This is a genomic window from Vibrio sp. R12-SW3-ISO1 (genome assembly GCF_059834005.1).
Genome location: NZ_JCBDGK010000051.1, coordinates 1 through 9,437 on the forward strand (window position 1 = coordinate 1; position 9,437 = coordinate 9,437).

General features: G+C 42.0%; 6 protein-coding genes. All 6 read right to left on the reverse strand.

Annotation, left to right across the window (positions count from 1 at the left end; all coding sequences use genetic code 11):
- Positions 1 to 482: 482 nt before the first annotated feature.
- Positions 483 to 1,088 (reverse strand): type I-F CRISPR-associated endoribonuclease Cas6/Csy4, encoded by a 606-nt coding sequence (gene cas6f / locus AC6R0R_RS16775; protein ID WP_500627547.1) that lies wholly within the window; start codon positions 1,086 to 1,088, stop codon positions 483 to 485.
- A gap of 8 nt (positions 1,089 to 1,096) precedes the next feature.
- Positions 1,097 to 2,128 (reverse strand): type I-F CRISPR-associated protein Csy3, encoded by a 1,032-nt coding sequence (csy3, locus tag AC6R0R_RS16780; RefSeq protein ID WP_500627548.1) that lies wholly within the window; start codon positions 2,126 to 2,128, stop codon positions 1,097 to 1,099.
- A gap of 6 nt (positions 2,129 to 2,134) precedes the next feature.
- Positions 2,135 to 4,222, reverse strand: a complete 2,088-nt coding sequence (locus AC6R0R_RS16785; RefSeq protein ID WP_500627549.1) for a type I-F CRISPR-associated protein Csy2 — start codon at positions 4,220 to 4,222, stop codon at positions 2,135 to 2,137.
- A gap of 2 nt (positions 4,223 to 4,224) precedes the next feature.
- Positions 4,225 to 5,436 (reverse strand): TniQ family protein, encoded by a 1,212-nt coding sequence (locus tag AC6R0R_RS16790; protein WP_500627550.1) that lies wholly within the window; start codon positions 5,434 to 5,436, stop codon positions 4,225 to 4,227.
- A 245-nt stretch (positions 5,437 to 5,681) separates the two neighbouring features.
- The gene (locus tag AC6R0R_RS16795; protein WP_500627551.1) at positions 5,682 to 6,191 is read right to left on the reverse strand and encodes a hypothetical protein; all 510 of its coding nucleotides are present in this window, start codon (positions 6,189 to 6,191) and stop codon (positions 5,682 to 5,684) included.
- A partial coding sequence (locus AC6R0R_RS16800) for an RNA-directed DNA polymerase (RefSeq protein ID WP_500627552.1) occupies positions 6,188 to 9,437 on the reverse strand: 3,250 nt, incomplete at its 5' end. The genes AC6R0R_RS16800 and AC6R0R_RS16795, both read right to left, overlap by 4 nt.

Genomic DNA, 9,437 nt, shown 5'->3' on the forward strand with positions numbered 1-9,437 from the left:
CTCAAAGCAAACTAAAAAGCTCAGCTAAATGTTGAGCTTTTTAATTCCAAGCGTTTAAATCCAACAAACTTTGGGGCAAAAATAAGTTCAACACCTCGTTGCACCGCATTCCCAGCATAGTTAGCTATAGCCTGGAAGACACATTTTGAGTCACGTCCCCCCGCACACAAATTAATAAGTAAAAAAAACCATCAAGCCTAAACTAAACTTAATGGTTTTTATTCTTAACTGCTTGTTCAGCAGGTGGGTTGCTTTCTTCCTGGCCTATTCTTAGCTGCCTATGCGGCAGGACACGTGTTGGGTTTGGACGAAGTGCCATTCAAATCATTCTTAGCTGCCTATGCGGCAGGACACAGTTAACTATAGTCACTAAGCTGTTAATTCCACGGGATTTACATCACAAAACCCTAAAGTACCCTTTTTCTGCTTACTTACGTAACTCGCTGTTTTTACTTACTTAAAAATGAGCTTTAGAAAACGGGTCAAAAACGTAACTCAGGCACCGTCCCTTTTTTTTCTTGATTGGTGGCTAAACCATAGCTACTAAAGTTTGCTTCAACGCGCTCCGAGACAAACTCCTTTTGCACGAACAAAATAAAATCCTGCCCTGATGAGCCACTAGAAACTGGGATTCGATGAAAACTATCGATGACTCGCTCTTCATTGGTGGCTGGTAACGATGTGCCAGCGCCAAATAGTTCGGATCTCTGCATGCTACGTTTGATTCGACGTTTCTTGGAACCCAAAAAGCTTTTCCCAATCGTTTGATTACGAGTAAACCTCACATCGATAGCAGTACCTGGCACCTCACATACACTGGAGATCTCAAACAAACCTTCATTTACCATCAAAGAAAAATAGGGCTGAAAAGAGAGTCCAATCATCACCTTTTTATCTTCTGCGACAAAGGCTATAGTTTGTCCAACCGTAACAGCACTCCAGTCGGGAAAGCTCACACCTATTTTATTCATGACGTGTCGGTTATGGACCATAAACAGATGCATTTGAGATATACAACGCCCTGCTAACAGCTCATAGTCGGCCTGGCCAGAGGCATACCGTATACAGAAGTAGTAACGCTTCGTCATAATCATCCTTACTTCGCTTTGGAACAATTGAAGAGACCACCCTTGATCAAGACCGACATAATAAAGTGCACGTCATTTGGGATGTTCTGAGAAGCTATCATTGTCTCAATCCAATGCTCTGTATTTCTGACTAATTGGTAAAAGTCATTTCCATGGGACACATGTCGCCTTGCTATAACGTACTCTCGGTCAGATCCATATTCATTCACTCTTAATGGCTTGTCTGCATCTTCATGCCACCAATCGTCAATCGATTGCAACGCTGCACCAACTTTCTGACCATGGAAAGCAACCGTTTCTTCTCCGGTCAGTAGCTCGACGGTAGCTAATTGTTTAGTTGGAACACCATCTTCTCGGCCATCCAAGAACTCTTGACTTGGGTAAACCTCATCCCCCCAACCGACTCCAATTTTAGCTTTGACATCCATGTAGAAATATTCTGTTGGAACAGACAGTGCTCGCGTCAAATAACCTGTAAGTTTTTCTAAGCATTCCGATGAGACTTCATCCCAATGACCATACCAAGAAAGCCTTGTTGCATTCTCGACAATCAAGGTTTGTGAATCACTGGTAGTCACTTCTATAGACAACTTTCGACACTCTCTGTTTCTCCAAAGCCAAGTGCCAAGCAGAATGTTTTTCGCATATCGATGAGCGAGCTCCTGATAGCCATTAAGTTCTTCGTATGTTTTAGCGAGTAAAGAAAGTTTAGAGCGTACCTCATCATCACTACAGGTATCTGGAGTTAGAGAGTTGGCTCGAATTCGAAGAGGGAATGCACAGTAGATGTCATCAACACCAGGTTTTACATAACACTCTTCGATGAACTGAGGATTGGAGTAAGCTAAATCTTGTGGAGCAACATTCTTTTCTACGAACTTGCACCCTTTATATGCTTCCGCATAACCACCTTTTGGTGCGCGCAACCGAGTTCTATCTATTTCAAGGGGGCACATCTCGCCATTTTGAGATAGATAATAGAAGTACGCTTTGCCAACAGAGAGTGATCGAACGTAGTTCAGCTGAGTGCAAAGTTCCATAAGCGATTAATCCCTATAGTTTTTTATAAGAATAGTTTCGCTACTGCATTCTATCGACCAAAAGGCATGGTTTAAAAAGTGATCTCTTCCACTAAAACGTACTTCTATCGGATTTACTTTCTTCGCAAACCCTATCGCGTTCTCTGCATAGGCGTGACAAGAGGTGATTGAGTTGGACCGTTGAGTTGGCTGTTCTAACAAATGGTAGCCAATAGAAACTGGCAAATTATCAGCGTCTTTAGTCACTAAACGCGCTAGTTCATCAAAGTTACTCGGCTGACTCTCACTTGGGTATAACCATCGCCCGTATGCTGGTAACCCTCTTATGACATGGAAAAGCTCGCTCTTGCTGGTAAATGTCCTCAGCCACTCAATCTGCGTCGATAGCGGTGGTTGGTATAATGCCCCTCCGGCGAAAGCAACAGGAAGAGCTGTTTGAAGTATGGACTTAAAATCTGAAATTCGGCTTTCACTATGAACTCTAATAACTAAGTCTATTTCTAGATCTGCCAATCGTTCACTACGAATAGTTGGTCGCTTAGCGTTTGAAACGGTTCTAACTTTGGCGACTGATTTAGGCTCGGTAAGCTTGGCTGTAGGTTTGATGCTTTCGCTTCTGACATAAAAAGAGAAACTCGAAAACTCAAACGGGGAATCACAATTAACTAGCCTATTAAACTCTCTTTGATAGCGGTGCATAAAACCCCATATCGCCGCCATAGAGGGTGCGCCGCACAAATAAGGGCAGCTTATTGCGACCGCATCTTGCACTCTTATTGATGACAAGTAGATATACTGCTCACCCGTTATCTTATCTTCATTGCTAATTGGTTTGCTGAGCTGTTCGAGGACCCATATGATTTGAGCTTTGACGACCTGTATAAGCTTGGGATGATAGGCAAACTTTGCAGCATGCTTGTTGTTTTGAAACGTGAGATGCAAGCGACGGTTAAACTCACTGGCTAAGGAGCCCAAGTCCGATTCTGGTAGCGATAAAAAGGCTTGAGCCAAAGAGTCATTATGTTCCAATTGCTGTTGAGTAGGGTCAGCATCAACGATGTCTCTTAATTCAATTAATGGGAGCATCCACAAGGCTATCTGCTTTCGCAATATCTTACTTCTAACCTTACGGTCACTCTCCCTCTGCTTCTGTGTTTTAGATGGCTCTGAACCAGTTAGACGATTTAAAACCTGACAGGTTTTGGCGCTAGTTACCTGATAGTCATCAAAATAGTGACCACTCTTTATACGACTTTCAGGTAACGTGCCACCTTGCGCAGTTTTGACGCCTAGCGGGTAGTTTAGGATTTTCATATACCCACCCAAACTGCCACACAGGTTCCCGACACTTGCAGAGTTTGGCAGTGACGAAGACACAAAGCTGAGCTTATTTTCTCGACTTCTCGACCTCACTTCTAACTCACTCTGAATAGCATGACTAACCACTGGGGTCACCGAAATATAATCATCCCTCCATGGAAACCTTAGCTGCTTACTGTAAACACTGACACTATCGGGAAAATGATTACCAGAGAGATGTTCTTCGATTGTATGTTTCAAGCGCGCAAGTGACTTAGCACCTAAACCAAATTCTTTGAGCCGCTCAACCCAAACAGGGCTTTCTTGCTGTATAAGTGAAAGAATACATACGGGCTGTGATTGCCAAAGAAAAGGATTCAATAACCACAATGTGTGTCGATACACCGCAGAGTTATGCGCCCACCCCAAGCGTTGCTCTAATACTGCGCTTGAAATAAATACCTCGGTTGTCGTAAGAGGCATTGCAACTATCCGCTGATCTTTAACTCGGCAGTCTGGAAACTTGAGATTATGAGTGTGGAACCATTTGATTTCATTAAGGGACGCCTCTAGGTTCTCAGCCGCTTTTAAATGCCTCTTAGCTCGGGCAACATCCAACCAATCTGAGCATCTATCTGATTGATGGCTTGAGCTGAGATTGAGTAAGATCGTTAACGCCTCTTTTTCAAACCCTTCAACACAGACACCTTCCGTATAGGGCATGAACATCTTCTTTAGCGCAGCTTGCTTTACTGCTTCGTCTTCGATTACCAATAAGTCACTTAATTTCGTCATACTTACCACTCTGGTAGATATACACTTAAGCCATCACTTTCAGAGCTCATTCGAGTCAGTTTTGTTTCTATGATACTTCTCAGGGTAAACGCTGATTCGTGAGTCGCTAACTTTGTGTGCATTCGTGGCCTTATAGCCACCTTGACCTCACCAAACTCATACAACCGATAGATCTCATCTGTTGTACAAGAAAGCAATGTAGAAGCTTCTAAGGGGCTGAGCAGTACATCACCTATATTTCCTTTCGCGCTTGAAGGTACTGTTGCTATGAGCTGAGTAAAGTAAGCTAACACCTGAGTCAGTACGATATTGTGACTCAATTGCCGACTCGGTAACTGACGACAATCTTTAAGCAGAGCCCCAAAAGCTTCATTGAAAAACACCTTCTTCCAATCTTTTATTCGAATAAGTCCTGCCTTCTCTTTCAAGGCATCAAGTTCCTGCCACAATGCCGTTGGCCAAGCGCCACAATATTCAATGAATGACTCAAAACTGAGGTCATCGATATCGCTATAACGATTTACATACCAAAGAAAAAAACCATAGCGCTCAGATGACGTCATTTCTGCTTTCAATAATCCCAAAGGTTTTGAATCACTTCCTGACAACCATCGAGCGACCAATACCTCAGCCTCTGACGCGTCGTCTACTGGCGAGTTTCGGAGTTCATAACCGCATTCACACTGACTAATACTCTCGGTACTTTGGTATTCAAGTCTCGACTTACACTCGGGGCAATGATGAACCAGTTTGCAGCCATGATGTTCACAGGCTTGGTGAGAGATAAATTGCCACTGCTGACGAATGTAGGGTGCGTCGTCAATACACAGTGGGCAAAGAGGCGTGAAACGTTTGCGAAGAAAAGTATAAGGGTAGTCAGAACCGAATCTATGTACAGCTTTGTATTGCGGAGAGAATTGAGCTTTTGAATGTGATAATGCTAAGCGCAGCACGCCAAAGTTATTGAGCTTTAATTGGTTCTCAAGGTGGATTAGAACCCTCACCCGCATTTGGCTTGTGGTTTGCGCGTGGTAGATATTGATTTGGCTGAGCTCTAAGGGGAAAGCACCCGCAATCGCTTCATGCTGATCCATGGTGTCGAACCATATATCTTCAGCGAAATGAGAAAATCGCTCGTAGCCTTGTTCTTGCGACAAGCGCAACAAGAAGCTTTCGAGCGATTCGTCAGGGTATAGTTGAATGTCGCTATTCACATGCCACCACTAAAACTTAGACTTTCTAAGTTTTAGTATCGACGATATTTCATATATTGCAACCATAGAAGCTAATGTGTTTTGCAGAAACGCTTACCAACTCATCCAACATACGTCAAAATCGCTTGGTGATCACAAACTGTGATTGGAAAGTTCTAAGAAGGTTCTGCCCCAAACTGTGTTTGGGTATCGATTTAACCCCATAAGGTTTATTAGGCCAACATGCTGTTGACCTAAAATTGGAACTAATAAGCATTCGTTACAGGTTCATCTTGCACATTCGCACGCTTCTTAATCTGCCAGTTTGATATAGCTGCACTTATTAAAGCCGTTAGTTCGTCACTCCACTCTTTCCGTTTTATGGTGTTTGAACCTTCTAAGTACCATGCATGTCTCTCAAGCTGCGAGCGTATTGCTGTTTTCCATTGTTTGTCAGACTTTGATGTTTCTAGAACCTGTTCAAATGTGAATAGCATTTGTGAAATAAACCACGGGTACTTTTCGTGAGTCACTCCATTCGAAACAATGTCATTTTTATTCCCATAAGCAAATTTTGGATTGTCTGCACAGTTTTTTAAATACTCTTGGTAAGTTGCATAAGCAGTTGCTCTTCGAGACTCCTGTCTCCCTGACCGTAGTTGTTGTAACGTGAGCATTAGCGCAAGAACAGCAACAACGGCCATTATGATATCAGCTCGTTCATTCCAAAATTCAAACGTCAATAAGTTAGCAGCGTTAGTGTCGAGGCAAATCATTTCATGTTTCCTGCTGGCGGTGTCTTTGTTTTCTTGTTGGTTCTAAGTGATTGACCACAATCTCTAAAGTCGAACATATTCATCTCAAATGTAGATATCGATACTTGATTGGAACCGTGTGTGTGCGTAATGAGCTTATGGAATCGCTCTTTGTAAGGAGCTTTGGCTACTGAACCACCAAACTGACCACTGTTAACCAGTACAACATGCTGATACATATGATAAAAGAGCGCATCAACCATGCTATCAAAGGTCGCAATATCTTTGTTCATCGCTGAAATAATATACGCGTGTGATTTGTCTTTAAGGTCGGCACTTAGCTTAATATCTGTGGCGTCATAGCATATCGAGCCAGTCAACTTGAAGCCCTCTTTCTCTTCATGAGCAGGATGAATCATTTCTACGATTAGTTGATAGGGTCTCCAAGGCATAATTTGGTTTACTTCACCAACAGTCATGTTTTTCTTCCCTTGAAGGCGCTTGATAAATCTCCTGCCATTCGTTCCTTTATTTGGGATGATCCACATAGCTGAGTTATTGAGGTCACGCTCATTCTGAATATGGCTAAAGCCAATTCCTGCAAAAACAATTGCCCCCGTTTTATCCGAAAGCCTTTCTAAGATATCTAGGTCATCGGGTGAGACAGAAAGTTCAGGCCAAATTATAAGATCCACTTTTCCTTTGAGGTTTGGAGCTTCATTCACACTATCGACGCTAGCGATGTTGTGTAAGATTAGTTCTGAAACTGAAGCAACGTGCCTTCTATGCTTAGCTCTGTATGTTGGTGTATCTAACTTTAAGCCAGCTAAATCAAAGTCTTTTGTCAAAGGTAGAAGTGATTGAACCATGACAACATTTAGGTGTTTTTTGTCTTTTGGCCATCCTAATCTTACTTTTTCTGTATAGGTTGGCATATTGGAGAGTGTACAGTATGACTTAGCTTGGTCATTACTTCGATTGTTTATACACTTTTCTAGTTCATCTAGAGTCCAGGCTTTCGGCCATGAATATAAGCTATTGTTGCTTTCAACCCCAGGCCATTGTAGTAGCTTGAACAACAATGTTGATAGCCAATCACTCATCGGCGATTTGCTATCTCCAAATGCTTCAGGTGAATGCATCATACCGATCTGCCTTTTTAGCATATTGGACTTTATACCGCGATATGCAGGTTTTTCAGACTGGAGACTGCTGCTACTCCAGTCGACAGAGCCCAGCAGACAACTTCGAATGAACATCCCAATGTAATAGAGTGGTTTGTGCTCTTCTGTTAGCCATTTAGGGGGAGTATGAAATAGTTCGGTCTCGTCATCATAAAATTCTAACTCGACTTTGAGCTCACATGATGATTTTAGGCTTAGCAAGTCATCCCAATCACTACATCGGACTTTTGTACTTGCAATATCTATAGGTGCGTCGAAGTTGTTTTTATCTATTTCAGCTAGTGACGATTGAACTAGCTTAAGTATGCCATTCTCATGCTTAAATGGGCTGTTGTCGGTTCTAATCACCGAAAGAAGGGATACTGATTTACTATTGTAGGAAGATAGATTTCCTTTGATTTTGGCATAATCATTTAGACCAAGATAGTTGGCAAAAGAGTGGGCTTTCTTAGGCCACTTTGAGTCAGTTGATTTCGCTTTTAAGTATAATTGTTCGAATAGCTCAGGGCTATTTAGCATGAGTCTTTCACATATATCGCTTAGATCTCCTCTATTTAGCTGTCTGGCTCTTCGTGAGGGCAATGATACGTTTGGGCGAGCACGCCGACTATAGATCGATTCCAGTGCACTTGATATAGAACGCAAGACTTTTCTTTTGTCCAGTGCTAGTTGGTTAGCTAGTAAAACCGCTGTAGTGAACTCAGTAGGTTTTTGCTTTAGGTTTACGTTGCGGAAACCACTTAGTAGCTGAGTAATCAGATCAAATGGTTCAATATTAATAACCTCTTTAAGAGGTGAGTCATTACGAACAAGACTAAAGAACAAAATTTGTTCTTTAAATGCCTCCTCAAAGGAATCTAGCACTTCAAATTTACTGCATGCGTAATCCTCTAGGCATTCAAAGTAGCTTTCTGGATCGGAGTGTGCAGGAAACGCCCACCGATCTTTTGTATGTATTGCGGTAGCAGAGTGGCGAAGTACTTCACTTAAGCAATATTCAGCGAAAGTGGTAAGTGCGAGGTCATCATGGTCTCGGATGCTCTCGAGGCTTTGTAAGATTGGGCGCAGTATTCGAGCATGAGGAAATAGTTCTAGTCCTTTTTTTAGAAGTAGCAAAAGCGAAGGATCTTTAGTCCACTTTGATATTAGTTTTCGAGCCATTCTCTCTTGTAGATAATCCCATGCTCCTGGAATAGGGGCTCCAGAATTGGTAACTTCTTGTGCGATCATGCTTCGCTTTTGACGAAGAAGTGCGTGGATTTTGTTGGCTGTAAAACGTAGGAGAGTATCTTTACGTACATCATTGAAAGTTCTGTCAATAAAAGCTAATTCACTTATACAACTGTCTTCGAATTCGTTACTATCCAAGTCTTCGATCTCAAGATTATCTGTTAGCTCAATTAGTCCTTCAAGGTGTCCAAGTTGTTCATCTAGTTCATGTAGTGGCATTGGGCCACTTAGCTTATTTTGTATGTGTGCAAGCTTAGATGAGATTGCTCCTTCTTTAGAACTGAATTTTTTAACTTTGGTTTTTTGAGGTTGAAGGATGAGACCTAAATTATCTTGATATGGTTTGAAGTGAGCAGCTATCACTTCACGGATTTCATTCTCAGATACTTCGTTTTTGTCTGCTTTGATGATCAGTCTTAGGTCGTCCACATATCGACAAGCATCTACTAATAGTATCTTTTCGTTTTCATCTAGATATTGGCCTATCAGCTCAGCAATGTCCTTGTCGAAATCAAGCATGTAAATGTTTGCTAAAAAACCACCCGCGACGAGCCCTTGAGGTATACCTTTATTATCTTCTAGGGTCTGTATGTGTTCGTTTTTACACACTTCTGTGTATAGGTCTTGAGATTCTTCTGTCCATTCCCAATCTGCAAACTGATCTAGAACGTAGCTAATACATTCATCAGCTTCTTTGCCAGTTATTTCTTTGACCAGATCCTCAATTTTTTCTGCAAGTATCGTCCGATCAACAGAGTCGTAAAACTTAGAAAAGTCTAAATGAATTTCATAGATTTCTTCTTTGCTTGTTTTAACTCGCTTAGCTTCACGACCAAAGTAGATAGGGCGCTCT